This window comes from Rouxiella sp. WC2420, assembly GCF_041200025.1.
GTDB lineage: Bacteria > Pseudomonadota > Gammaproteobacteria > Enterobacterales > Enterobacteriaceae > Rouxiella.
Window position 1 is genome coordinate 44,482 of the sequence record NZ_CP165628.1, and the last position, 24,344, is coordinate 68,825.

Here is a 24,344-nt window from a genome sequence, read left to right on the forward strand (position 1 = left end):
CGGAAAATTCCTTTTCTAAATAGTCTTAAAGAATCTTTGATCGCTGCCGTAACCAGCATTGCACCGACGCCGCATCAGTGAGCTTTTGCTCTTTACGGTCCCGCATTTTGCAATACTCAAGGCGTTGAGCCGCGAGCAAAACATCGACCGCCTTTTCTTTGCAAGCTTCGACAAGTAGCTGTTTATTCAATATAAATAGCTGCTTTTCTGCCAGAATCTGCTCCTGTTTTTGCCAGTCAACGATGCGCTGAAGATGGTGCTTATAGCGCGACTGATTGTTCATCAGCACTGCACAATCCCCGGCCGCTTCGGGCGTGTTGTCATAAAGGCCAGTCAGTGCGCTGACATTTTTCTGGAAACGCTGGCACTGCTGTTTTTGCTGCCCCACTTGTCCGACAAGCTTTTCGACAGCTCGCACCCGCATCTGCTGTAGGTGATGCAAAGTATTGATATTGCTATCCATCACAACCCCTTATTCTGTTGAGCCGATGTTGATCACTGTGGCGATGGCTTTTGCCAAGGAGACATTTTCATCAACGGCTTGCTGTAAAAATTGCCCAATTACCGGCTGAAGATTCACGGCACGGTCAATCGCCATTGAAGCGCCAGCTACATAACCTCCCAGAGGGATCAGTGGCCGGATACCCAAGTAATCTGCGTTGAGTAATTTGAATTGGCGAGCGCTATGCTGATGGCGTGCGGTAGTCACCTGATTCATGCAGCGACTAATCGACTGGTTGATATCAATCGCCGGATAATGTCCTGACTCGGCGAGCGTGCGAGACAACACAATATGACCGTCAAGCACTGCGCGAGCGCAGTCGACAATTGGGTCCTGCTGGTCGTCACCCTCGGCCAGAACGGTATAAATGGCAGTCATCGATCCGTTGCTATTGCTGTTTCCCGCGCTTTCGACCAGCGTTGGAATGGCGCTAAATGCTGAAGGCGGATAGCCTTTGGTGGCGGGCGGTTCACCCAGTGAAAGCGCAATTTCGCGCTGCGCCATGGCGTAACGAGTCAATGAATCTACCAGCAACAGTACGTCGAGGCCCTTGTCGCGGTAGTAGGTTGCGATGGAGTGGCAAAGCTCGGTGGCCTTGATGCGCATCAGAGGAGATTCGTTGGCCGGAGCCGCGACAACCACTGATTTCGCCAGACCGCTGACCTGCAATGCGTTGTCGATAAACTCTTTTATTTCCCGCCCGCGCTCGCCAATCAGTCCTACCACCACGACATCAGCTGCGGCGTATCGGGTTATCATGCCGAGTAGAACGCTTTTACCGACGCCGCTCCCCGCCATGAGTCCGACGCGCTGTCCTTTACCCAGCGTCAGCAGGCCGTTAATGGCTTTGACTCCGACGTCCAGCGGCGTATCAATGGCGCGGCGAGTCAGTGGATGCAACGGTGGCAAGGGTTGCTGTAATGGCGTATCGCCACCAAGTTTCCCCTTGTCGTCTATCGGCTCGCCTATCCCATTGATGACTCTGCCTAACCAACTGTCGCCAATCAGAGGTGCGCTCTCTTTTTCTGCAGGTAAAACTCGCGCCCCGGCTATCAGCCCGGTAGTGGGTTTAAATAGCATAAGAAAGGTCACGCCATGGTTGAATCCGACGACCTGCGCCTTGATTAACTGGCCGTGAAGCGCCTCCACCTGACAGCGCTGGCCAATTGCCAGACAGCAGCCCACGCATTCCAGCAGCATCCCGCTAACGCGAGTAAGCCTGCCGGCAATTCGCGCGAGGCTGATGTTTTCAAGGGATTTAAGCGCATCGTCGAGATAATTAGCGGGCTTCATACGACGTCTCGGGAAGCAAGTTTGCCTGTAATCCCTGCATGCATTGGTCAAGACGGTGCTTGCAGCCAATATCCAGCTCGGCGCTTTCCGTAATAATTCGGCATTCCCCTGCCTGCATCTCAGGGTCAGCTTTCAAGCCCCAATCCAAGGTTTTTTCAGGTTCAATATCTTGAATGCGCTGAAACTCTTGTGGATTAAGGTAAATTTTAAGCTGTTCAGGTTTAGCCGGTAATCCTGCTAACGCTTCATCGATCAGCGCCAGAATTTGCGTGGGTTGCAGAGCTAATTCGCAGCGGATCACCTGATGGGTGACCTTTTCAACCAGCTGTAAAAGTTCTTCACGGCGACGGATTTCATGTCCCGCCAACGCCTGATTCATCTGCTCGATAAGCAGAGAAAAAGGGCGTGAGGCTTTCTGAAAAGCGGCTTTTTCAATCTGCTGCGCCTCGATACGGCCTTTGAGATTACCTTCGATAAACCCCTGACTCACCCCATCCTGAAATCCCTCGACCAGCCGTTGTTGATATTGCGTGTCGTCGAGCTGTTCTTCGTTATCACCCGAAGGCCTTTTACGCAAAGGAGGAAAGGGGTAAAGACGCGGAATATCGCCTGTCTCGGTATCGGGTCGTAACCCATTTTTAAGCACCATTACTCGAGGGTCCTTTCTGCAAAGAGCTGAATCTGAATCTCGCCTTGCTCGGCCATTTCCCTCACCTGCGCCATAATGTCTTTGCGTACCTGCTCGATTCTGCTAACAGGCACTGCACCAAGGCGTTCGATGGTGGATTTCAGCAACTGCACCTGGCGTTTGGCCATCGCACCATAAATTGCATTACGTAAAACAGGTTCTGTGCCTTTTAGCGCAATTGCCCAGTTATTTAACGGGATTTCATCAATCAGGCTTTGCAAGGTTTCGCGATTTTGACGGCTGAGGATGAAGAATTCATACATTTCATTCTTCAATTCGTTAACCACTTTTTCGTCGCGCTCCGCGAGGGCATCCAGCATCTGCTGCTGGTTGGCGGGAATACGATTCATGATGTTGGCCGCGCGTTTAATTCCGGTCACTTTTGAACCGTGTTCAGAAAGCATTGCCAACCCTTTTTCTATTAACCTGTCGAGCTCGGCAATCACATCTCGGTTAACGTCGTGGAGCTTGGCAATACGATAAAGCACCTCATCCTGCCGACTCGACTCAAGATACGACAGCACCTCAGCGGCCACGTCCGGCGGTAAAAAAGCCAAAAACACGGCCTGCAATTGCAGATGCTCCTGCTCGATCAACGCCGATAACTGCAGAGTATCGACCCACTGTAAGCGCGCCATGCGAAAGCGAATTTCATCTCCGTAGATGCCGTTAATGACGTTTTTAGCGATTTCTCCGCCGAGTGCGCCCTGCAAAATATTTTGCAGATAACTGCGAGAAGCTCCGTTGATGCCGCTTTGCTCCTTATAATCGGCAAAGAAATCATTGATAGCCAAACGCGCCTGCGACAGTTTGATCCCACGCAGCCGAGCCATAGTTTCACTGACCAGGATCACTTCCTCGCGACTAAATTTCTGCATGACATTGGCGGCTGCCTCTTCGCCAATGCTTAGCAGTAAAATTGCGGCCTGCTCAACACGGGTGTGATCAGAACCTGGAGAGGCAAATCCCGACATCGGGTTTTTATTAAGAATCAGATCGCTCATTACAGTTAATCCATTGTTTGATAACTTCAGCGACCCGTTCGGTTTCTGAATGGGTCAGGGCTTGCAGACAGCGAATTCTTTCTTCGATCCCAGAGCTTTGTGGCAGGAATTCGTCATCTTCGGCAAAGACGTTTCGTCTGGTGAGATCACTGATGCTTTCCGAAGCTTCCTGAGAAGCCACCTCGACAGGAACTTGCGTATTCTCGGTATTTTCCGAGGATGCTTCTTTGGCCGTGAAACGCTGGATCAGCGGGCGTGCTACAAACAGGGCAATCAGTAGTGCAATCAAAGCCATCAATCCAAGTTTGGCCCATTCTTGTGCCGCACTGTCCTGCCACCAACGAACGATCGGCAGAGCGATTTCAGGAGGGTTACTAAAGGCCATCATGTTCAGGGTTAAAGAATCACCGCGAGACAGGTCGAGACCCGCTGCATCAATCATCAGTTTGTTCAGCGGAGTAAGCTGCTCGGCCTTCCATTTTGCCAACTGCGGCGCCGATTGATTGAGCACAATCGCAACACTCATTTTTTCCAGGGTATAACCGGGAAAAAGCACGTGGCGAATATTGCGATCATAGGCGTATTTGCGCTGTGCCTGGTTTCGGGTGGAAAGTGCCTGTGGAGAGGACGTATCAGCTTTGTTGATAGGCCGATTACTTAACGAACCGGGGATGCCGAGCGCCAGTTCATTGGTGGTATTTTCCTGATTAACATTTTCATCACTGACTCGAGGCGCGCCGATATAGCGTTCTTGAGTCTCTTCGACTTTATTGAGATTTAAGGTTGGAGAGACACTTATTCGGAAATTATTGGCACCGACAATTGAAACCAACAGATTGCTCAGATTGGTAGTGGCTTCATTTCTTAATTTTTCGGCAATATCGTGTCCATTTTTGGCATTGGGAGTGCCTTCTCGCTGGGCAAGATAATTTTCTGAAAGCAGGTTACCGTGCTGATCCACTACACGTACATTTTCCGCTTTCATTCCAGGGACACTGCCTGCAACCAGCTGGATAATCGCGCCAATCTGCTGATCATTCATCTGCTTTCCATAACGCAGATGAATAACGACCGAAGCGCTGCTATCGGGCTGTGAGTTGACCACAAACGAGCTGGATTCGACAATTGCCAGATGAACACGAGCATGCTCAACGGCGTCGAGAACCATAATACTTTTCGCCAGCTCGCCTTCCAGACTACGTTTGTAACGTACATTCTGAATAAATTGGCTGCTTCCAAGCACCTGATCTTTATCCATTAGCTCATAGCCGGTGGGTATAATTGCGCTAATTCCTTTACTGGCAAGCGCCATACGCGCCCTGCTCAGCGCATTTTCTTTTACCAGAATTTGTCCGTTATCTGGATTGACACGATAAGGGATAGCTTCACCGCCCAACACCTCCGCAACCTGTGCCATAGGAATATTTTCTTGCGAACCAAACAGGGCTATAAATCCCTGATTAGAATTCCACAGCGAGAATGTAATTACCGCCGTAAGAAACACAGCCGCGGCGGCAAACATGATCGAATTTTTACTGCTTGGGAATTGCAGTAGTAGTAAATATTGTTTTATTTTCTCAAACACAATTTAGCCTTAAAGAGCTGTATTCATTACGTCATCCAGACCGGTGGTCAATTTATTGCGCACCTGAACTAGTGCCGAGAAAGCCACGCTGGCTTTTTGACTCTCCAGCATGGTGGTCGATAAATCATCGCTGATTCCCATATCGACAGCGGTTTGCTTATTACTTGCGCTAACCTGAATGTTGTTCACCTTATTCAAGGCATCTTCAAGAACATGGGAAAAAGAAATATTCGGAGCAGTCGATATGCCGTTATTAGTAACAGAACGATACGGGGATGCCGTTTCCTGAATGCTGTCAGTGCTTATTACCATGCGTTGCATATCCTGCAACATTTGCCGTTGGGCATTTTCCATTCCAATTGCGGAGAGCTTTTCCATCTGAACTAATCCTGCTTGAGGGTCGAAAAATGATTTATGAACAACAATCAATGCCGATACCATTTTGTCGCATAGAGGCCAGCCGGTAGCGCAAAGCGCGCGTAGTAATTCCCAGCGTCTGTGCAGTTTTAGACTTGTTGCCTTGGCATTGGCGTAAAAGATCGATGATGTATTGATATTCGGCCAGTCGACCATGCTGTTTAATATGATTTTTTGAGCCATCATCTTGCAGGCCTGACTGAGAAATTTGTTTAATTGTCGGGATCAGTATTGAGGATTGGCCAGCTATTGGCAGGGCAAGATCTTTAGGCGTAATAAGCGCATTATCGCAAAGAATAATGCCGCGTTGAATAACGTTCTCTAACTCTCGCACGTTACCTGGCCAGGAATATCTCTCAAGCAATTGCAGCGCCTGCGATGAAAGGCGGGCTTTATTAACGGCTGATGCTTGATATTTTTTTATAAATACCTGTGTCAGCGGAAGGATATCTTCTGGTCTTTCGCGTAACGGTGAAATATGAATTGGCACTACCGAGATGCGGTAAAACAGATCCTCGCGGAAGTTTCCAATTGCAACCTCATTGTCGAGGTTTTTATTAGTCGATGCTATTAGTCGGATGTTTAAAGGGATGCGCTTATGACTGCCTATTCTTTCGATTTCCTGCTCTTGCAATACTCGTAACAGTTTGGATTGTAAGTTTAAAGGCATATCTCCAATTTCATCGAGTAATAGAGTTCCGCCATTGGCCTGCTCAAATTTACCTTTTACACTTTCATGCGCTCCAGTAAAGGCTCCTCTAACATGACCAAAAAGGATTGCCTCAATCATGCTTTCCGGAAGGGCTGCACAATTCACCGCAATATAGGGGAAAGAATCCCCTAAAGCACAATGGTGGATATAGCGAGCAACATGTTCTTTCCCTGTTCCGGTTTCACCAGTAATTAATGTGGGAACACTAAATTTGGCCACTCGTCGTGAAAGAGCCATTACATTCAAGCTGGATTGCGATCGAGCGATATAACCCACGTCATCTTCAGTATTATTGTATACGTGCATTTTCGCTCCACCTATTAGGCTTGATTTCATAGAGGCTGGCCGATGTATTTTCGATGTCTTCTGTGTAAGACCAATTTAATTATAAGTAATTTGTATTTATCTTTGAACAGGACTTGTCTGGTAGTTTTTGGTTGTGAGTTTTTTAATGTGATGATAAATGATAATTTTTATCATTATATTCACGAAATTTAAGCTTATGATTTATATTTTATTCATCGAATGATGATTTCTATTGTTGTGATAATTAAATTTACTTAAATTAATTTATTTTTCACGATGGTTTAGGTGATATTTATTAACTGTAAGTATATTGTAGTTGCAATTTTAATTTTATAGGTTTCAAATTGTCGAAATAAAATCTCCTAGCAATCTACCTGGTGAATGAATGAGCGAGATAAGTAATAACAAAAAAATATATCAAAGTAGTGAGTTGTTAAATCTTATTAAACTTGATGTCCAGAAATTAGGCCGGCCTTATCATAAATTGCCCAAGTTGCTTAAATCTTGTTTTGATTTGATTGATGTCAATTTTGTTTGTTATTTTTTAAAAAAATACCGAATGAATATTTCTTTAGAAGATATACAATTCAATGCTGACTGTGTCGATAAAAATGTTGAGGTTTATGGCAATGAGGCGGGACACATAGGGTTTGATCTGGATCGATTTTTATTATTGAACATCCTCAATGATTATTACGGTTTAAACAGAGATGACATCGCCAGTTTATTGCCAAATCTGAAATCCCCTGACGAGTTAACACAGTCCAATATTGTGCCGTCGAAAACCGAAGAGCGGCTGAAAAACAAGCTGGGCATTGAACTGTCGCAAGTAATTCTAAATCAAGAAAAGTTTGGTAAACAACTTGAGTCCAGGACGGAGCATTCAGTGATGATTGGCAAATGGGCTTACCGCATCAGCTTTATCCTAGCCGGAGGTAAGGGAGCATTTCATTTATTTTTAGACAGCGGTAATGTTGACCGTTTACTTAATGCACTTCGTCATCCGCAAGAGTTTGGCACCCTAAAAAGTTATGCCGTTCTAACCAAAGCTAACGGCGGGCAAGGTGCCTCAACAAATATGCTCGAAACATTACCGGTAAAACTTTACGGCAAATTAAGCAGCCTGACTCTAACTTTGTCACAGCTGATGGAGCTGAAGAAGGGCAGAATACTGCCAATTTCACTCCCTGACTCAATCCCACTGTTTGTTGGTAAACAGCAAATCTTTAGCGCGATGATTGCAGAAGATCGCGGAAAACTCTTCTTTTCTGAATTTCAGGATATTACTAGCGAGATTAAACATGACTGAGCAGCAGGATGGGTTCCAGGCGGACAGCAACTTTGATTTTATTAATTCCGATGAGTTATTTACGTTGGACAATAGTATTGGGGATACCCCTGCAACGGCAGAAGTCCTTAATCAGGATCAGAGCACGCCAGAAAATATCAGACGTAAAATGTCGTTGTTTAGCCGTATTCCCGTAACGCTGACACTAGAAGTCGCTTCTGCCGAGTTCTCTCTGGCAGACTTAATGACAGTGAATAAAGACTCGGTTATTGAGTTGGACAAGCTGGCTGGAGAACCCCTGGACGTTAAAGTCAACGGTATATTGTTCGGCAAAGGCGAAGTCGTAGTGATTAACGATAAATACGGGCTGCGATTAGTCGAATTCAACAGCCGCGATCTCAATGAGTTCATTTTATGAGATTGGCGTTACATCCAAAGTTAATCGCTTGTTTACTGCTGGGAGCAGGATTGAGTTTTTCACCTCAGCTTTTAGCGGCCGGAGGTGATATTACTTTGTTCAACTCTGTCGCGCAGGGAGCGGGGCAAGAATACAACGTCAAAATTGAAATTCTGATTTTGATGACATTGCTCGGGCTGCTGCCGATCATGCTGCTGATGACCACCTGCTTTACCCGCTTTATTATTGTCCTTGCAGTGCTTCGTCAGGCATTGGGATTACAGCAAAGCCCACCCAATAAAATCCTCACCGGTATTGCGCTGGCATTGACGCTTTTGGTAATGCGGCCAGTGTGGCTGCAAATTTACAGTGAGGCCATTGTCCCTTTTCAGAACGATGAAATTTCACTAAAACAGGGTTTGGCTAAAGCAGAGTTCCCTCTTAAACATTATATGTTGGCGCAGACCAGTAAAAAGGCGCTGGATCAGATGATGGGTATTGCTAAGGTTACGGGGGAAGCTCAGGACCAGGATTTAAGCGTTGTAACGCCGGCTTATGTGCTGAGTGAATTAAAAACCGCCTTTCAGATTGGCTTTATGATTTATATCCCCTTTCTGGTGATCGATTTAATTGTCGCAAGCATTCTTATGGCGATGGGGATGATGATGCTATCACCTCTGATTGTCTCCCTACCGTTTAAATTGATGCTGTTTGTGCTTTGCGACGGCTGGACTCTGATTGTCGGCACGCTAACCTCCAGCGTTCAGGGATTCTAAAACATGATGAATCTCGATACGGCTGGAGATATTGTGGCCGAAGGTATGCGTCTGGTGCTAATCATCTCGGCGGTGGCGATTGTTCCGAGCCTGGTGGTGGGCCTTTGCATCAGCATTTTTCAGGCAGTGACACAAATCAACGAGCAGACGCTGAGCTTTCTTCCCCGGCTTGCGGTGACGCTCGGCGTGTTGATTTTCAGCGGAAAATGGATAATTACCCAGCTTTCTGATTTCACCATTGGCATCTTTGTTCAAGCCGCAAAGTGGGTGGGATAAATAATGATGGTGGATATCGATATCAATGCGCTGGTTTCGCCACTGCTGGCGCTGTGGTTGCCTTTTGTGCGTATCCTTTCCTTTTTACATTTCTGCCCGATTCTGGATCAGAAAGCCTTTTCCAGAAAACTTAAAATCGTAGCGTCATTACTCTTATCTATTCTGATGACTCCAATGCTGCATCACCCTCCGTTAATTGGTGAACTGTTTTCAATGAAAGCGCTGGTCTTAATGGGGGAGCAAATCCTCTGGGGCTTGCTGTTCGGTATGATGTTGCAAATGGTGTTTGTCACATTGGAGACTGCGGGAAGTATTTTGTCGATGAATATGGGGCTAAGCATGGCTGTGATGAATGACCCCAGCAGTGGCGCATCGACAACGGTGATTTCACAGATTATTTTCGCAATGAGCGCCTTACTGTTTTTTTCCATGGATTGCCATCTGCTATTTATCACTATTCTCTATAAAGGTTTTACTTTTTGGCCGATGGGTGAGGCAATTAATACTGCTTCATTGCGCAATCTGGCACTTAGCCTGGGATGGATTATGTCAGCGGCGACGTTAATGGCGCTGCCTACGACGTTTATTATGCTGACGGTACAGGGTGTTTTTGGCTTACTTAATAGAATTTCGCCTGCGCTTAACCTGTTTTCTCTAGGTTTTCCAATATGTATGTTATTTGGTCTGCTGTGTTTAATCCTGCTGGTTACAAATGTACCCGAGCACTATCTTAATTTAACCAACGAAGTCTTACGGCATTTAGATTTATTAAGGGGTCAGGATGTCGTCAGGTAGTGGAGATAAAAGTGAAAAACCCACATCGGGAAAGTTAAATAAGGCGCGCAAAAAAGGCGATATTCCACGAGCCAAAGACGTCACTCTGGCAGCAGGATTGATTGCTTCTTTTATTACACTCTCGTTTTTTTTTCCTTATTACAAACATCTTATTGAGGAGTCTTTTCTTGCCATGGGCGCAATGGCAGGGCGACAGGATGATAGCGGCGCTATGGGTGAATTTATGCTGCGTAACATGCTTATTCTATTCAAGATCCTGGCAACTTTATTGCCGATCCCCGCTGCTGGCGTCATTGCCTCGTTAATCCCCGGTGGCTGGATATTTTCTCTGGAAAAAATAAAACCTGATATCAAGAAAATAAGCCCAATTGCCGGATTTAAACGCCTGTTTTCGGGCAGTCACGTCATGGAAGTTTTCAAGATGCTGGGCAAGTGCTCAGTGTTGCTGGCGATTTTATACGCAATGATTACCGGTTCTCTGGCGGCCTTTATGCAACTGCAGTCTCTGGGGTTACATGAAGCGATTGTGCGCGGCTTTTCAATTTATGACGATGTGATGCTCGAGATTCTCGGCAGTATTGCCTTATTTGCCCTGATTGATATTCCTCTCAGTAAATTCATGTTTACTAAAAAGATGAAAATGACCAAGCATGAGGTCAAAGAGGAATTTAAAAGTAATGACGGCAATCCGCAGATTAAGGGCCGGATTCGCCAGCTACAGCGGCAATTAGCTCTCGGGCAAATAACTCGTACCGTACCGCTGGCAGACGTTATTATTACCAACCCAACTCATTATGCGGTGGCGCTTAAATATGACCCTAATCGCGCTACAGCACCCTATATTGTGGCGAAAGGGCAGGATGATATTGCCCTTTATATTCGCGAGGTGGCGAGTAACCATCAGGTCGAAATTGTTGAATTCCCCCCTCTGGCGCGGGCTATTTATTACACGACTCACGTTAATCAGCAAATTCCCGCGCAGCTTTATCGGGCAATCGCACACGTATTGTCCTATGTGCTGCAAATTAAATCTTGGCGCACCGGTCAGGCTGAGAAACCGAAGCTGAATAAATGTATTGAGATCCCTACTGAAACGCTCATTCCTCCTGGCGAAATAAAATGATGAAACAAATAATAAAGTTCCTAAAAAATTGCCACGTAGGCGTACCCGTTTTATTACTCAGCATTCTGGCGATGGTGATTTTGCCGCTATCACCGCTGGTGCTGGACATCCTGTTCACCTTCAACATTGTGCTTTCGGTGCTGGTGCTGCTGGTCAGCGTCAACAGCCGCCGCCCTCTTGATTTCGCTATCTTCCCGACAGTATTGCTGATCACCACCTTGATGCGACTCACGCTGAATGTAGCGTCTACTCGAGTTGTGTTGTTGCATGGCCACGAAGGCGTTGGTGCCGCGGGGCGAGTCATCGAAGCTTTCGGCCAGGTTGTGATCGGCGGCAATTTCGTGGTCGGATTCGTCGTTTTCGTGATTCTAATGATCATCAACTTTGTGGTGGTGACCAAGGGAGCTGAACGTATTTCCGAGGTCTCGGCACGTTTTACGCTTGATGCACTGCCGGGCAAGCAGATGGCAATTGACGCCGATATGAACGCCGGGCTTATCAATCAGGAGCAGGCCAGACTACGCCGAAAAGAAGTAAGCAGCGAAGCTGATTTTTATGGCGCAATGGACGGGGCTTCGAAGTTTATTCGTGGCGATGCGGTAGCGGGGATCATGATCCTGTTAATCAACGTCATCGGCGGCATTTGTATTGGTATTTTTAAATACGATCTCGGTGCGGGCCAGGCGTTTCAGCAGTATGTGTTGCTAACAATCGGTGACGGACTGGTCTCGCAAATTCCTTCGCTTTTACTGGCCACTGCGGCGGCAATTATCGTTACCCGAGTCAGCGACGGCGGGGACATGACGGATGAGATCAAGCATCAATTATTAGCGAAACCCACCGTGCTTTACACCGCCGCGCTGGTCATGTTTGTGCTGGCCATCGTGCCCGGCATGCCGCACCTGGTATTCTTATGCTTCACCGCACTGCTGGCGTTTGCGGCCTGGCGTCAGTCAAAAAAAGTAGCCCTGGCGCGGCCTGACGACGAGATTGAGGCCATTACCCAGTCGCTGTCTGCTGACAGTGCGCCGACGGTTGGCTGGGATTCAATCCCTGTCGTTGAGCCTATCGGGCTGAATCTCGGCTATAAGCTGGTGACTTTGCTCGATTCGCAGCAAGGCAGTCCTCTAACCCAGCGCATCCGCGGCGTTCGCCAGGTGATTTCTGAAACCTGCGGCGTACTGCTGCCCGAAATTCGTATTCGTGAAAATTTTCGACTGAAGCCGGCGCAATATTCGATATATATCAACGGGGTTCGCATTGGAGTAGGGGAAGTCCACGGCGATAGGCTGATGGCTATCCCGACCCCGGAGATGTACGGTGATATTGATGGGATTGTAGATATTGACCCGGCTTATGGCATGGCGGTCACTTGGATAACGCCGGAAAACAAAGGCAAGGCGTTGGGGCTGGGTTATCAAGTCGTGGACTGTGCCAGCGTAGTGGCCACTCACGTCAATAAAATTGCCCGCCAGCGTTTGGCCGAGCTGTTTAATTATGACGACATTACCCTACTCGGCAATCGCCTTTCACAGCTTTCGCCGAGGTTGGCCGAAGATCTCAACACTAGCCTGAATTTCAGCCAGCTGCTGCGAGTGTATCGCCAGCTGTTGCACGAGCAGGTGTCGCTGAAAGATATTGTCACTATTGCTTCAACGTTGCTGGAAACCTCGGCGACATCCAAAGATCCCTTTATGCTGGTCGCCGATGTGCGCTATGCCCTGCGCCATGCAATTGTTAATAATATCAATGGGGAAAACGGCGAACTAGCGGTATATACCCTCGACAGCGCGTTGGAAAATATCCTGCTGGGGGCATTAAATCAGTCACTTCAAGCCTCGAAAGTGCCATTGGACGGTTTTCCGGTCGATCCCAATATCCTGACGCAGTTACAAAATAATATGCCTTTGCTGTATGAGCAGATGAAGGCGCTGGGCAAGCCGCCTGTATTGCTGGTAACACCACAGCTGCGGCCTTTGTTGTCGCGTTACGCCAGCCTTTTTGCCGCAGGACTGGCGGTGCTTTCCTATAATGAAGTCCCCGACACTACTTCACTGAGCGTGATGGGTACGCTGGCTTAAGCATTTTCAACAAATTGATTAACCGATCTGATGCTGATTATCTTCCGTGCAGCGGGTATACTGTCCGACTCTTTATAAACTCACTTGTCTCGCGTGCGAAACCAACATGCAAAAGTTTGATACCAAGACCTTTCAGGGCCTGATCCTGACACTTCAGGATTACTGGGCACAACAGGGCTGTACTATCGTGCAGCCATTGGATATGGAAGTCGGCGCGGGAACTTCCCACCCGATGACCAGCCTGCGCGCGCTGGGTCCGGAGCCGTTTGCTGCCGCCTACGTTCAGCCTTCTCGTCGTCCTACCGATGGCCGTTACGGTGAAAACCCTAACCGCCTGCAGCACTATTATCAGTTCCAGGTGATGATCAAACCTTCGCCGGAAAACATTCAGGAGCTGTATCTTGGCTCGCTGAAAGAGCTGGGTCTGGATCCAACCGTTCACGATATCCGTTTCGTTGAAGATAACTGGGAAAACCCGACTCTGGGCGCCTGGGGTCTCGGCTGGGAAGTCTGGCTGAACGGCATGGAAGTGACCCAATTTACTTATTTCCAGCAGGTTGGCGGCCTTGAGTGTAAGCCGGTGACCGGCGAGATTACCTACGGTCTCGAGCGTCTGGCGATGTACATTCAGGGCGTAGACAGCGTTTATGATCTGACCTGGAGCGACGGCCCGCTGGGTAAAACTACCTACGGCGACGTATTCCATCAGAACGAAGTGGAGCAATCTACCTACAACTTCGAATACGCCGACGTGGATTTCCTGTTCCATAGTTTCGAACAGCACGAAAAAGAAGCACAGAAGCTGCTGGCGCTGGAAAAACCGCTGGCTCTGCCTGCTTACGAACGCATTTTGAAAGCGGCACATTGCTTCAACCTGCTGGACGCGCGTAAAGCGATTTCTGTGACTGAACGTCAGCGCTATATTCTGCGCATCCGTACCCTGACCAAAGGGGTGGCTGAAGCCTATTACGCTTCCCGCGAGGCGCTGGGCTTCCCGATGTGCAAAAAGAACGAGAAGTGAGAAACAGTGATGACTGAAAAAACATTTCTGGTGGAAATCGGCACGGAAGAGCTGCCACCAAAGGCGCTACGTAGCCTTGCCGAATCTTTTGCCGCCAATCTGACCGCCGAGCTGGTTGCTGCCAATCTGGCACACGGCAAGGTGGAATGGTTCGCTGCTCCGCGTCGTCTGGCGGTTAAAGTTTCCAATCTCAGCGCGGCGCAGGCCGATCGCGAAGTTGAAAAACGTGGACCGGCGATTGCTCAGGCGTTTGACGCCGAGGGCAAAGCGACCAAGGCGGCTGAAGGTTGGGCGCGCGGTTGCGGGATCACCGTTGATCAAGCCGATCGTCTGGTTGGCGATAAAGGCGAGTGGCTGGTGTACCGCGCACACGTTAAAGGTGAGAGCGCGCAGGCGCTGCTGCCTGCAATGATTGCGACCTCACTGCAAAAACTGCCTATTCCAAAACTGATGCGCTGGGGCGACTCCGACGTGCAGTTTGTGCGTCCGGTTCACACCGTGACCATCCTGCTGGGCGATGAACTGATCCCCGGCACCATTCTGGGCATCGACTCTGCGCGCACTATTCGCGGCCATCGTTTTATGGGCGAGCCGGAATTCACTATTGATAACGCCGACCAGTATCCGCAAATTCTGGCCGAGCGCGGTAAAGTGATCGCCGATTACGAGCAGCGTAAAGCCACAATCAAGCAGGGCGCAGAGAAAGCGGCCGCCGAGATTGGCGGTATTGCTGACTTGAGCGAAAGCCTGCTGGAAGAAGTGACCTCGCTGGTTGAATGGCCGGTGGTATTGACGGCGAAGTTCGAAGAGAAATTCCTGGCGGTTCCAGCGGAAGCGCTGGTTTACACCATGAAGGGTGACCAGAAGTATTTCCCGGTATACGACGCCGCGGGCAAGCTGCTGCCTAACTTTATCTTCGTTGCCAACGTAGATTCAAAAGACCCGCAGCAGATCATCTCGGGTAATGAGAAGGTGGTACGTCCACGCCTGGCCGATGCTGAGTTCTTCTTTAATACCGACCGCAAAAAGCGTCTTGAAGACAACTTGCCGCGCCTTGAAACCGTGCTGTTCCAGAAGCAGCTGGGTACTCTGCGCGACAAAACTGACCGTATTCAGGCTTTGACCGGTTGGATCGCCGACAAAATCGGTGCCAACGTCGAAAACGCCAAACGTGCCGGTCTGCTGTCAAAATGTGATCTGATGACCAATATGGTCTTCGAGTTCACCGACACGCAGGGCGTGATGGGCATGCACTATGCGCGTCACGACGGCGAAGCTGAAGAAGTTGCTGTTGCGTTGAACGAACAGTATCAGCCGCGCTTTGCCGGCGATCAGCTGCCAGAATCGCTGGTGGCCTGTGCCTTGGCAATCGCCGACAAGATGGACACCCTGGCCGGTATCTTCGGCATCGGTCAGCATCCAAAAGGCGACAAAGACCCGTTTGCGCTACGTCGTGCTGCGCTGGGCGTGCTGCGCATCATCGTAGAGAAGAACCTGCCGCTGGATCTGCAAACCCTGACTGAAGAAGCTGTGCGTTTGTACGGCGACAAGCTGACCAACGAAAAAGTGGTCGATGATGTGGTTGATTTCATGCTCGGTCGTTTCCGCGCCTGGTATCAGGAAGAAGGCCACGCGGTTGACACTATTCAGGCGGTGCTGGCGCGTCGTCCGACCAAGCCGGCCGATTTCGACGCTCGCGTTAAAGCCGTGACCTACTTCCGAACTCTGGATGAAGCCGCTACGCTTGCTGCCGCAAACAAGCGCGTATCCAACATTCTGGCTAAGTCTACAGAGGCACTGTATGACCAGGTTCATGCATCGGTATTGAAAGAAGCAGCTGAAGTTAAGCTGGCAACTCATCTGGTGGTGCTGCGCGACAAGTTGGAGCCGCTGTTCGCTGCCGGCCAGTATCAGGAAGCGCTGGTTGAATTGGCTGCTCTGCGCGAGCCGGTTGACGCCTTCTTCGATGGTGTGATGGTGATGGCCGAAGACGAGGCTGTGCGTATCAATCGCCTGACGCTGCTAAGCAAGCTGCGCGAGTTGTTCCTGCAAGTCGCGGATATTTCAGTCTTGCAGTAATCGTGTGCGGAAGTCGCATAGCTGAATGTTGAATAAATAAGTGAAAACCGGTTCCGGCCCCGCGCCCGAGCCGGTTTTTTTCACGGTAAAGTAATCCACGCAGTTCCAATATAATGTTTTCTAAACAAGAGTTATAAAAAATATAAACCTGCTGATGTAAGTAAAATATATCCTCTGGCTTAAAATTTGTTTTTATTTCTCCCGTATAAGTCAGTAGTTCGGCAATAACTTTGAACAGGAAAACGATGTAAAAGAAGTTTGGCGTATATCATGGTTTCTTTAATTTTTTCATTCATTTAGCCGTACGGATTTCTATCACTTCTGCAGATAAAGTTATTTATGATATTCGTTTGGCATATAAGAGCTGCGGCACTTATTGATGGCCTTATTTCCTGCTAACATTAAATTGAATATTCATATTTTATAACCAGGAACGCCTTATGATAAAGCCAGTCAATCATTCCTCTCTCGGCATGCGTACTCTCGCGGTGCACGGTGGTCAGCGGCCTGACGCGCAGAGCGGAGCGATAACCACACCGATTACGGCGACGTCTTCCTTCTCTTACGGCGATTTCGACAGCGGCGCTCGTCGATTCAGCGGCGAAGATCCGGGTTATATGTATAGCCGCTTTGGCAATCCAACAGTGACGGCGTTTGAAGAAAGAATGGCGGTGCTGGAAAATGCGGAATCAGCCGTAGCCTGCGCCAGCGGAATGGCAGCGGTTAGCGCTACGCTGTTTGCGTTGCTGAAAACCGGTGATGAAATTATTCATATCGGCGCGCTTTATGGCGGCACGGAAGGCGTGATCCGCAATCTGCTGCCGCGCTACGGCATCAAACCGGTTTTTGTTGCCGATCTCGAATCGCTGAATGATGCGTTCACCGCAAACACCAAAATGGTGTTTGTAGAAACGCCAGCTAATCCGGTGATGGGTATAATTTCGCTGCAGGAAGTGGCCAGACTGTCGCGTGAAGCTGGAGCAGTTAGCGTGGTTGATAACACCTTCGCGACCCCTTATCTGACCCGTCCGCTGGAACTGGGCATCGACGTAGTGCTGCACTCGGCGACCAAATATATCAGCGGTCACGGCGATGCAACCGGTGGTGTGGTCGCCGGGCGTCGTGAGCTGATCGACCCAATTCGTACCCTTTGTCTCAAGCAGTTTGGCGGCTGCCTTAGTCCATTCGAGGCGGCGCTGATGACTCGTGGGTTAAAAACGCTGCCACTGCGCGTCGAAGCCAGCTCCAACAGTGCTCAAAAAATTGCCGAATACCTTGACGAGCATCCGGCGATTGCGGCGGTGTTTTATCCGGGTTTGGTCACTCACGCGGGTCATGAAGTAGCACGCCAGCAAATGAGGCTGTTCGGTGGGATTATGGCGGTGGAACTGAAAGGTGGCAAAGCAGCGGCGCGTCACTTCCTTGATCATCTGAATCTGGTGACTCAGGCGGTTTCGCTCGGTGACACCGATTCGCTGGCCTGCCATCCGGCGACTACCACTCACAGCGCAGTTTCGGAAAAAATCCGTCTGGAAAGCGGTATTACCGATGGACTAGTGAGGATCAGTATCGGCATCGAAGATACTGAAGACCTGATTGCCGACTTCAAACAGGCGCTGGAAGGGCTCTAACTTCCTTGCTGCGCCAGCCGTCGTATCCCCTGCGGCGGCTGACCCGTCAGGCGAATAAAGGCGCGGCGCATTCGTTCCGGATCGATAAATCCGACCTGCCGCGCAATAGTTTCCAATGTGCCGTGGCCGCTTTCTATACGTTCTCGCGCCGCTTCAACACGCAGCTGCTCAATAATCTTGGCCGGTGTCTGACCTGTTTCGCTGCGAAAAAGCCGCCCAAACTGGCGTAGGCTTAGGCAGGCGGCGTCGGCAAGATCACTGACCGACAACGGCTGAGCCAGATGCTCGCGGGCATAGCTCAAAGCAAGGCGGATGCGGTCAGACGCGGGGTCCAATTCTTGCAGCACGGAAAACTGTGACTGACCACCGGCGCGGCGTTGATAAACCACTAATTGCCTCGCAGTTCTGGCGGCAACCTCTGCGCCATGATCTATCTCAATCATCGCCAGCGCCAAATCGATCCCTGCGGTTATGCCTGCCGAAGTCCAAAGCCGGCCCTGCTGTATGAAAATCTTATCCTGATCGACCTTGATGGCCGGAAAAATCTGCTGCAAACGCTGTGCCTTAGACCAATGAGTCGTAGCACGCTTGTGGTCGAGCAGGCCGGTAGCGGCAAGAATAAATGCCCCCGAGCAGACGCTGGTGACTCGCCGCCCCAGACTGTGCTGATAACGCAGGAAATCCAGCAACGGTTCACTGCTCATCGCCTCGGCAATACCGCGGCCACCGGAAATAACAATCGTGTCGTAGTCGTGACTATTGTCGAGCGGCCGAGTCATCACCTCAACGCCCGGCGTGCTGGAAATTAATCCTCCGTTCACTGACAAAGTGTGGCACTGATAAAGCGGCGTGGGCAAATCCCGCGACACGGTATCAAAGGCGGTCAGCGGCCCGGCAAAATCCAGTAAGTTGAAATCCGGGAAGACGATAAATCCAAGCTGCTTCATAACGGGCACCCTAATAATGTGGCGTGATATGAGGGAAATATGACCTTTGCGTCAACTTTAATGCAGTTATTCTGAAGATAACACCCTAACTTGCAGGAGTTTGTGATGAATAAACCATTAACTATCGTTTTTCCGCTTTATCCCGGCGTAACTCAGCTCGATTTTACTGGCCCATGGCAGGTTCTTGCGCGACTCTCGAATGCGCGACTGATAGCGGCCTCGTTGCATGGCGAAAGTGTTGAATCGGAAGGGCTGCATTTTGCCGAGCTGGCGTCGCTTGATGAAATTGTAGATTGCGACGTGCTGTGTGTTCCTGGCGGCGGTGGCTGTACCGATGCAATGCAAAACACGGATTTTATCGCGCAAATTCAAAGGATGGCGAGCAAAGCAACTTATATCACTTCCGTTTGTACCGGTTCGTTAATTCTTGCCGCTGCCGGATTGCTGCAAGGAAAACGTTCCGCCTGTCATTGGATGTATCTCGATACTTTGGCGTGGTTTGGGGCGATCCCGGTATCAGAACGGGTGGTGCGCGACGGCAAGTTTATCAGCGGCGGCGGCGTGACGGCGGGGATTGATTTTGCTTTAACGTTGGTCGCAGAGCTTGAGGACGAGGACGCCGCGCAGAGAATTCAGCTGGGGTTGGAATATGCGCCCGCGCCGAGCTTCAACGCAGGGCATCCGGACGTAGCACCGGTTAAAATCGTTGAGCAGTTAACCAGCAGGATGGCGACGCAACGCGAGCAGCGCCGCCAGATAATCCGCGCCATCAGCCTACACTAGCTGCTTGCTGGTCAGCCGTTGCAGGGTGCTTAGCGGCGCAGCCTCCGGATTGTGCATATCTTTTACCGACAACAGGAAGGTTTGCTCGAGCATAAACTGGCCGCCCATTGCCGCGTGCGGAGTCTGATCAGAGAAACAAATCCAGGTACTGCCCGGCGGGAAACGCTGAGTTATCTGTTGGCCGTTTTTCTGATAATCGGCATCAGACTTCATCTTGTCGTGCATCTGTAGCATTAAATGATCGTAATGGCTGCGCGGCGTTTTGGTGATATGCAATTTATGCTGCAACCAGCTTTTGAATGGCGAAAAACCGTCCAGCTGTGGTAAATAACGTGCTGCCAGCTGTGGGAAAGGTTCACCGATGCGCCATACGCGATCTTCACCGTTTGGATTGATGTTAGTAAAAATACGCAGGATGCGTTCGCCATAGTTCGGTCGTGAAGGGAAGGCATCAACGTGCAAACGGGTATCGTCTTTGCGCCATGAACTGCTGTTAGTCCATTCGCTGACCGGATGCAAACGTAAGCTATTGACCGGCTTGCGTAAAACTGCCTGATATTCTGGCAGTACCGTCTCGATTAATCCGAGAGAAGACTGGTAAAAATCTTCCAGCAGTTTTCTGATCTCCGGTTCTTTATCCGCACTGGCGACTCCTTTGATCTGGTGGCTACCTGCGTCATAGCTGATATTTTTTCTTTTCGGATCAACCAAGGCAGGATCTAGCAATTTCTGCTGATCAGGGGTGAGAGAGAATGCCAGATGGGGGAAAAATAAAACTTTCCCCTGTTCCAGCTCATTTACAGCTGCGGATGCGGCAGCTGAGCTTCCTCTCCAGTCACTGTTTGGATAAGAAACAACAGTCTGTGGTTCTACTAGATTATGTTCGGCCATTTTTCCCTAACTCGCAGCGTAAATGTTAATGAGAGTTATTTAAACATAGTTAGACAACAATCAATACACCATAAGAGCGGCGACGTAGTGGAAAAAATCCTAAAATACCGCCCACTCAGTGTGAGCGATGCGGTTTTATTCCTCGATAATCAACAGTGTCTGGCCAGCCTGCACCTGCCCGCCCGGTTGGCGAGACAGGCTCTTCACCGTGCCGCTGACAGGGGCAGAAATCGGGATCTCCATCTTCATGGATTCGAGTATTCCCAGCGTTTGGCCCTGCGTCACTTTATCGCCGGGTTTAATCAGCCATTGCCAGACACTGCCTGCAACCTGGCTATCTACACCGTAACAACCTGCGGGTATTGCCAGCTCATCCTCCGTTAAAGAAGGCTGCAAGCTGCTGTCGTAGGTAAATTGACCCTCCGCCCGCCAGCGCGCCAGCTCTTGATCAAATGCCAGTTGGCGCTGTTGCGAAAACGCCTCTATTTCCTGTGCCTGCGCCGCAAGATCCTGCTGATACTGGTCGAGGCGGAATGTCCCCTCCTCGACGCGCAACGGATAATTGCCGTAGGGGAAGGCTGAACGAATAGTTTTCAGCTGGTCGGCACTAACCGGATAAAAACGGATTTGGTCGAAGAAACGCAGTAGCCACGGTTTTACAAAGGCCGATGTCTGGCGGTCGCGGTTCCACATTTGCAGCGTTCGGCCCACAAACTGATAACCTCCCGGGCCTTCCATACCATAGACACACAGGTAAGCGCCGCCGATGCCGACCGAGTTTTCTGCCGTCCAGGTGCGAGCCGGATTGTACTTGGTGGTCACCAGGCGATGGCGCGGGTCCAACGGCGTGGCAACGGGCGCGCCCAGATAAACATCACCCAGCCCCATGACCAGATAACGGGCGTTGAAGACCGTGTCTTTGACCTGCTCAATGCTGCTCAAGCCATTAATTCGACGGATAAATTCGATATTACTCGGGCACCACGGCGCGCCGGGCCGCACGGACTGGGTATATTTTTCGATTGCCTTGCGGCAGGCGTCGTCGTCCCAGCTTAGCGGCAGCCAAACGGTGCGCGATGGCACTTCGGCCTGTTGTAAATCGCCCAGTGAAGCTTCTGCTTGCTGCAAATGGGCGATTAATTGCTCGCGCGGACACAGCAGGCTGTCGAAATGAATTTGCAGCGATCGAATCCCCGGCGTGAGTTCCTGCATGCCCGGTAATGGATGATTTTCCAGCCATTGCATCAGCGCGTGGGCACGAAAACGCAGCGCGATATCCAGGATCGGATCGCCGTATTCCACCAAAATAAATCGATCGCCTGCGGCGAGATAAGCCACTGACGGCAGCGCGCCTTGCTGCGCACGCTGCCACAGAACTGGATTTTGCAAAATTGTCGCGATCCCAGCCTGCGGCTGGGAATGCAGCGTTGAGAGTTCCAACTCAGCTTCACGAGACAGTTGGTCGGCATCTTGCAGTGAAACCGGTACAAAACGGATCTTGTCACCTGACTTGAGCTGCCCGAGTATCCACAGGTCCGCATTGATAACCGTAGCGGGGCAGACAAAACCGCCGAGCGAAGGCCCGTCGGGGCCGAGAATTACCGGCATATCGCCAGTGAAATCGACAGTACCAAAGGCATAGGCATTGTCGTGAATATTCGAAGGATGCATTCCTGCTTCACCGCCGTCGCTGCGCGCCCATTCAGGTTTAGGGCCGATCAAACGGATACCAGTGCGGCTGGAATTATAATGTACCTGCCAGACAGCTTCGAAAAATTGCTCGATATCTTGCTCGGTGAAAAATTTCGGCGCGCCCTGCGGGCCATAAATGACCCGCAGGGCGCGCACCTCTTGCCACTCTGGCAACAGCGATGCCGGCAGGCTCTGCTCGGCCCTTGCGACGGGAGCCACAAGATGCAACACGTCACCGCTGCGCAATTGTCGGCCTGCATGTCCGCCAAATTTCCCTAAGGTGAAAGTGCTGCGGCTGCCGAGGTACTCTGGGCAATCGATGCCGCCCGCCAACAGTAAATAGCTGCGGCAGCCTTTACCGTCTATCTGCCCAAGGCTCAGGGTTTGACCCGCCGACACATTACAGACTTGCCACATCGGCAGCGGTTGATTATCAAGACGGACATCAATTGCCGCGCCACTAATGACGATCGCGCAGTCCTGATTAAAACGCAGTGTCGGGCCGCGCAACGTAATTTCCAATCCGGCAGCCTGTTCATCGTTGCCAAGCAGGCGATTGCCGAGACGGAAGGAACGGCTGTCAAACGGGCCAGATGGCGGGACGCCGACGTGCCAATAGCCGCGGCGGCCGGTGGCATCCTGAATGCTGGTCAGCGTGCCCGGCGCGATCACGTCCAAGGTCGCGGGCTGATACGTAACACATCCCAGCGTTGCGGTGATAACTTTTCCCTCGCGCACAGCCGGTTGATTGAGCAAATGGCGCAGATAATCCAGATTGGTTTCAATGCCGTACAGCGAGGTGTTTCGTAAAGTCTGGCTCAGCGCATCCAGCGCCTGATGTCGATTGGCGGCGTGAATAATGACTTTTGCCAGCATTGGATCGTAGAAAGGCGAAACCTCACTGCCGCTGTCTATCCAGCTATCGATGCGCAGCTCGGCATCTGCAGGGGCCGAAGGGAAACTGACATGACTCAGCAGACCGGCGCAAGGCTGGAACTGTTTGGCCGGGTCTTCGGCATAGAGTCGCACTTGAATCGCATGACCCTGCGGAGCACTCACTGCCAGCGACGAAAGTGGCGGTAAACATCCGGCCCCAAGTTGCACCATCCAACTGACAATATCGACGCCGTAGACCATCTCGGTTACGCCGTGCTCGACCTGCAACCGGGTGTTAACTTCAAGAAAATAAAACTGCTCGCTGCTGACATCGTAAACATATTCCACCGTGCCTGCGCTGCGATAGTTTACCGCTTTGCCGAGACGAACGGCAGTTTGCGCCAGCGCCTCGCGTATCGGCTGGGGCAGGTTTGGTGCCGGAGTTTCTTCAATCACTTTCTGATTACGCCGTTGGGCCGAGCAGTCTCTCTCGCCCAGGGCAATCACGTTGCCTTCGCCGTCACCAAAAATTTGTACCTCGATATGGCGTGCATCAGCGACGAATTTTTCTAAAAAAACGCCATCGTCGGCGAAATTATTGCCCGCAAGACGTTTTACGCGAGTGAATGCTTCGCTGAGGATCTCTGCGTCATCGCAACGCTGCATGCCGATACCGCCTCCGCCCGCAGTGCTTTTCAGCATCACCGGATAACCGATTTCCATGGCAGAAACCAACGCCTGCTCGAGATCTCGCAGCAAACCGCTGCCCGGCAGTAGCGGCACTTGATTATCCTGCGCCAGCTGCCGCGCGCTGTGCTTGAGACCAAAGGCCGCCATCTGCTGCGGCGTCGGGCCGAGAAAAATGACTTCCTGCTGGCGGCAGCGCTCAACGAAGCCGGCATTCTCCGAAAGAAATCCATAACCGGGGTGAATAGCTTCGGCACCGCACTGCTTGGCGATAGCGAATAATTTGTCCTGATCGAGATAGGTTTCGCGCACACTGCCATCACCCAGACAGAAGGCCTCATCGGCCTGACGAACGTGCAGCGAATGCCTGTCGGCTTCGGCGTAAACCGCCACGGCGCGCACGCCCATCTGTTTCAAGGTACGGATGATGCGCACCGCAATGGCGCCGCGATTGGCAATCAAAACGCATGTAAACATGGTGGACTCTCTATGCT

21 protein-coding genes are annotated in these 24,344 nt (G+C 50.5%); 11 read left to right on the forward strand and 10 right to left on the reverse strand.

Translation table 11 applies throughout. The annotated features are described in order from the left end of the window. Positions 1–25: 25 nt before the first annotated feature. The 7 genes from fliJ to AB3G37_RS00260 are packed head-to-tail and all read right to left on the reverse strand — an operon-like array spanning position 26 to position 6,507. The gene (fliJ, locus tag AB3G37_RS00230; protein ID WP_369789339.1) at positions 26–463 is read right to left on the reverse strand and encodes a flagellar export protein FliJ; all 438 of its coding nucleotides are present in this window, start codon (positions 461–463) and stop codon (positions 26–28) included. Positions 464–472: 9 nt separating this feature from the next. Further along, entirely contained in the window at positions 473–1,795 is a 1,323-nt protein-coding gene (gene fliI / locus AB3G37_RS00235; protein ID WP_369789340.1) for a flagellar protein export ATPase FliI, read from the reverse strand. Beyond that, complete coding sequence (fliH, locus tag AB3G37_RS00240) at positions 1,782–2,444, reverse strand: flagellar assembly protein FliH (protein WP_369789341.1); 663 nt, start codon at positions 2,442–2,444, stop codon at positions 1,782–1,784. Before fliH ends, fliI begins: the two co-directional genes overlap by 14 nt. After that, positions 2,444–3,457, reverse strand: a complete 1,014-nt coding sequence (locus AB3G37_RS00245) for a flagellar motor switch protein FliG (RefSeq protein WP_369791030.1) — start codon at positions 3,455–3,457, stop codon at positions 2,444–2,446. Before AB3G37_RS00245 ends, fliH begins: the two co-directional genes overlap by 1 nt. 10 nt (positions 3,458–3,467) lie before the next feature. Further along, the gene (fliF, locus tag AB3G37_RS00250) at positions 3,468–5,072 is read right to left on the reverse strand and encodes a flagellar basal-body MS-ring/collar protein FliF (protein ID WP_369789342.1); all 1,605 of its coding nucleotides are present in this window, start codon (positions 5,070–5,072) and stop codon (positions 3,468–3,470) included. 9 nt (positions 5,073–5,081) lie between these two features. Continuing rightward, a complete protein-coding gene (locus AB3G37_RS00255; protein ID WP_369789343.1) occupies positions 5,082–5,450 on the reverse strand; it encodes a flagellar hook-basal body complex protein FliE in 369 nt (122 codons plus the stop codon). A gap of 34 nt (positions 5,451–5,484) precedes the next feature. After that, a complete protein-coding gene (locus tag AB3G37_RS00260) occupies positions 5,485–6,507 on the reverse strand; it encodes a sigma-54 interaction domain-containing protein (protein ID WP_369789344.1) in 1,023 nt (340 codons plus the stop codon). A gap of 385 nt (positions 6,508–6,892) precedes the next feature. Here AB3G37_RS00260 and AB3G37_RS00265 point away from each other — a divergent pair, with 385 nt between their 5' ends. The 10 genes from AB3G37_RS00265 to AB3G37_RS00310 all read left to right on the forward strand — a co-directional run bounded on the left by AB3G37_RS00265 (position 6,893) and on the right by AB3G37_RS00310 (position 17,974). Next, complete coding sequence (locus AB3G37_RS00265) at positions 6,893–7,816, forward strand: FliM/FliN family flagellar motor switch protein (RefSeq protein WP_369789345.1); 924 nt, start codon at positions 6,893–6,895, stop codon at positions 7,814–7,816. Next, complete coding sequence (gene fliN / locus AB3G37_RS00270) at positions 7,809–8,213, forward strand: flagellar motor switch protein FliN (protein WP_369789346.1); 405 nt, start codon at positions 7,809–7,811, stop codon at positions 8,211–8,213. The genes AB3G37_RS00265 and fliN overlap by 8 nt, the downstream gene beginning before the upstream one ends. Continuing rightward, complete coding sequence (fliP, locus tag AB3G37_RS00275) at positions 8,210–8,968, forward strand: flagellar type III secretion system pore protein FliP (RefSeq protein WP_369789347.1); 759 nt, start codon at positions 8,210–8,212, stop codon at positions 8,966–8,968. Before fliN ends, fliP begins: the two co-directional genes overlap by 4 nt. 3 nt (positions 8,969–8,971) lie before the next feature. Next, the gene (gene fliQ / locus AB3G37_RS00280; RefSeq protein ID WP_009638836.1) at positions 8,972–9,244 is read left to right on the forward strand and encodes a flagellar biosynthesis protein FliQ; all 273 of its coding nucleotides are present in this window, start codon (positions 8,972–8,974) and stop codon (positions 9,242–9,244) included. A gap of 3 nt (positions 9,245–9,247) precedes the next feature. Next, on the forward strand, positions 9,248–10,039 hold the full coding sequence (fliR, locus tag AB3G37_RS00285; RefSeq protein WP_369789348.1) for a flagellar biosynthetic protein FliR: 792 nt from the start codon (positions 9,248–9,250) through the stop codon (positions 10,037–10,039). After that, positions 10,026–11,162, forward strand: coding sequence for a flagellar biosynthesis protein FlhB (flhB, locus tag AB3G37_RS00290; protein ID WP_369789349.1), 1,137 nt, complete (start codon positions 10,026–10,028; stop codon positions 11,160–11,162). Before fliR ends, flhB begins: the two co-directional genes overlap by 14 nt. Next, the gene (locus tag AB3G37_RS00295) at positions 11,159–13,243 is read left to right on the forward strand and encodes a flagellar biosynthesis protein FlhA (RefSeq protein ID WP_369789350.1); all 2,085 of its coding nucleotides are present in this window, start codon (positions 11,159–11,161) and stop codon (positions 13,241–13,243) included. Before flhB ends, AB3G37_RS00295 begins: the two co-directional genes overlap by 4 nt. Positions 13,244–13,349: 106 nt before the next feature. Next, positions 13,350–14,264, forward strand: a complete 915-nt coding sequence (glyQ, locus tag AB3G37_RS00300; RefSeq protein WP_369789351.1) for a glycine--tRNA ligase subunit alpha — start codon at positions 13,350–13,352, stop codon at positions 14,262–14,264. 9 nt (positions 14,265–14,273) lie between these two features. After that, positions 14,274–16,343, forward strand: a complete 2,070-nt coding sequence (glyS, locus tag AB3G37_RS00305; RefSeq protein ID WP_009638841.1) for a glycine--tRNA ligase subunit beta — start codon at positions 14,274–14,276, stop codon at positions 16,341–16,343. Between the two features lie 440 nt (positions 16,344–16,783). Next, on the forward strand, positions 16,784–17,974 hold the full coding sequence (locus tag AB3G37_RS00310; RefSeq protein WP_369789352.1) for a PLP-dependent aspartate aminotransferase family protein: 1,191 nt from the start codon (positions 16,784–16,786) through the stop codon (positions 17,972–17,974). On the opposite strand, the gene AB3G37_RS00315 is transcribed toward AB3G37_RS00310, so the two are convergent. Then, positions 17,971–18,921 carry a GlxA family transcriptional regulator gene (locus AB3G37_RS00315; protein ID WP_009638843.1) on the reverse strand — a complete coding sequence of 317 codons (951 nt, stop codon included), beginning with the start codon at positions 18,919–18,921 and terminating at the stop codon, positions 17,971–17,973. The genes AB3G37_RS00310 and AB3G37_RS00315 overlap by 4 nt on opposite strands. Positions 18,922–19,026: 105 nt before the next feature. Here AB3G37_RS00315 and AB3G37_RS00320 point away from each other — a divergent pair, with 105 nt between their 5' ends. Then, complete coding sequence (locus AB3G37_RS00320; protein ID WP_369789353.1) at positions 19,027–19,704, forward strand: DJ-1/PfpI family protein; 678 nt, start codon at positions 19,027–19,029, stop codon at positions 19,702–19,704. Here AB3G37_RS00320 and AB3G37_RS00325 read toward each other — a convergent pair. Together AB3G37_RS00325 and uca are read right to left on the reverse strand one after the other, a co-directional pair. Next, positions 19,696–20,595, reverse strand: a complete 900-nt coding sequence (locus AB3G37_RS00325) for a Kdo hydroxylase family protein (protein ID WP_369789354.1) — start codon at positions 20,593–20,595, stop codon at positions 19,696–19,698. The two genes, AB3G37_RS00320 and AB3G37_RS00325, sit on opposite strands and share 9 nt — an antisense overlap. Before the next feature lie 135 nt (positions 20,596–20,730). Further along, positions 20,731–24,327, reverse strand: a complete 3,597-nt coding sequence (gene uca / locus AB3G37_RS00330; RefSeq protein WP_369789355.1) for an urea carboxylase — start codon at positions 24,325–24,327, stop codon at positions 20,731–20,733. Positions 24,328–24,344: the final 17 nt, after the last annotated feature.